1 protein-coding gene is annotated in these 1,620 nt (G+C 37.4%); it reads right to left on the bottom strand.

The genetic code is table 11. From position 1 onward, the window contains the following. Positions 1–208 precede the first annotated feature (208 nt). Positions 209–1,267, bottom strand: coding sequence for a class 1 fructose-bisphosphatase (fbp, locus tag F6K13_RS32200; RefSeq protein ID WP_124142776.1), 1,059 nt, complete (start codon positions 1,265–1,267; stop codon positions 209–211). Between the last annotated feature and the right edge of the window lie 353 nt (positions 1,268–1,620).

Here is a 1,620-nt window from a genome sequence, read left to right on the forward strand (position 1 = left end):
TGGTAATTGGCTAAATTGAACAGATTTTTTGACAAAAAAGCCTTCTGGTCACAAGCTGACCACAAATAATGTGATTTGGTGATAACATGACGTTCAACTAGCTTCATACCTTAATTGTAGGTAATAATGACTCAATGGATAGACAACTGAACAAACTTACTCACTTTAGTTTTATAGCTATAGTTATGAGTAAGTTTGATGGAATGTATTAATCCTGATGAGAAATGCGTGCTTGTTCCTTAATAAAAGACTCTACAAGTGCCACATCTTCTTTGCTACCAATCACCAATGGTGTACGTTGATGTAGTTCATTTGCTACAACATCCAATATTTCTTCAGTACCCGTACTAGCTCTACCACCAGCTTGTTCAATTAAATAAGCCATAGGTGCTGATTCATATAATAGGCGTAATTTTCCTTCTGGCTTTTTCACTGTACCTGGGTATAAAAATACGCCTCCCTGGTATAAAATTCTATGAAAGTCTCCAACTAATGCACCACCATAACGGGCAGTATAACCTTCATGGCGATGAACATAGCGGATATAATCCCGCATAGAATCATCCCACTGCCAAAAGTTACCTTCGTTGACACTGTAGATTGGGCCATGTTCGGGGATTTTGATATTCTCATTGGCCAGAATAAACTCTCCCAAACTAGGGTCAAGAGTAAATGCGTGAACCCCAGTGCCAATTGAATATACTAGCATTGTGCTAGGGCCATATAGAATATAACCAGCAGCAATTTGTTTACGTCCACTTTGGAGTAAATCTTGAGCTAAACCATCTTCATCATTACCTTCTTGTTGGCGAACCGAGAATATAGACCCCACATTTAGATTTGTATCTAGATTAGAGGAGCCATCTAGAGGGTCATAAAGTAATGTATAGCGACCTATTGGACAGTTTTCTGGAATATAATAGGGTTTTTCCATTTCCTCGGATGCCAAGCGACATACAAGGCCACTTTGCTTAAATACCGAGATAAATACATCATTGGCATAGATATCCATCTTTTTGACGGATTCTCCCTGGACATTAACTGTGCCAGTAAACCCTAAAGCGTCTTCTACTAATCCAGCGCGGGTCAAACGACGAGCGATTAATTTGCCTGCTAAAGCAATTCGATTCATCAGGGCGCTGATATCTTGAGCATCTGGTGAGAACTGAAGTTGCTGTAGAACATGACGTGATAAGGTTGTACAATCACGATCTAATGCCTGTGTTTCCTCCAGACGAATGTGGAGGTTTTCCTGGGTATTGACCATAAGTATTTAGTTCCTCCATATTAATTAGCTCCAGTGGTGAATAGATGATTTGTAAAGGCTTTATCTTTACTTGGACTTCTACAGACTGGAGATGTCTAACGTTTATCTATCTTATTTAGGCTTGAGCAAGAGGAGGCTAAATTTTATATGAACTTTAGATAGTTAGTCGCTTTGTGAAGAGTAAAAAGCAAATTTTAAAAGTCAAAAGTTAAAAAGTTCTAAACGCTTCTATTTTTACACCCATCTCAAAAAAAAGTTTGTGTTATCTACTAAAGAAAATACAGTAATAACACAAATTTTATATTAGTTAGGAATAAGAATTAAAGGGTAATGTAAAATCTTATTCCTTAAAA

This window comes from Okeania sp. SIO2B9 (assembly GCF_010672505.1).
Lineage (GTDB): Bacteria > Cyanobacteriota > Cyanobacteriia > Cyanobacteriales > Microcoleaceae > Okeania > Okeania hirsuta.

Excerpts from the sequence above, each read along its gene's own strand:
- fbp (WP_124142776.1), bottom strand. The coding sequence starts at position 1,267 with ATGGTCAATACCCAGGAAAACCTCCACATTCGTCTGGAGGAAACACAG.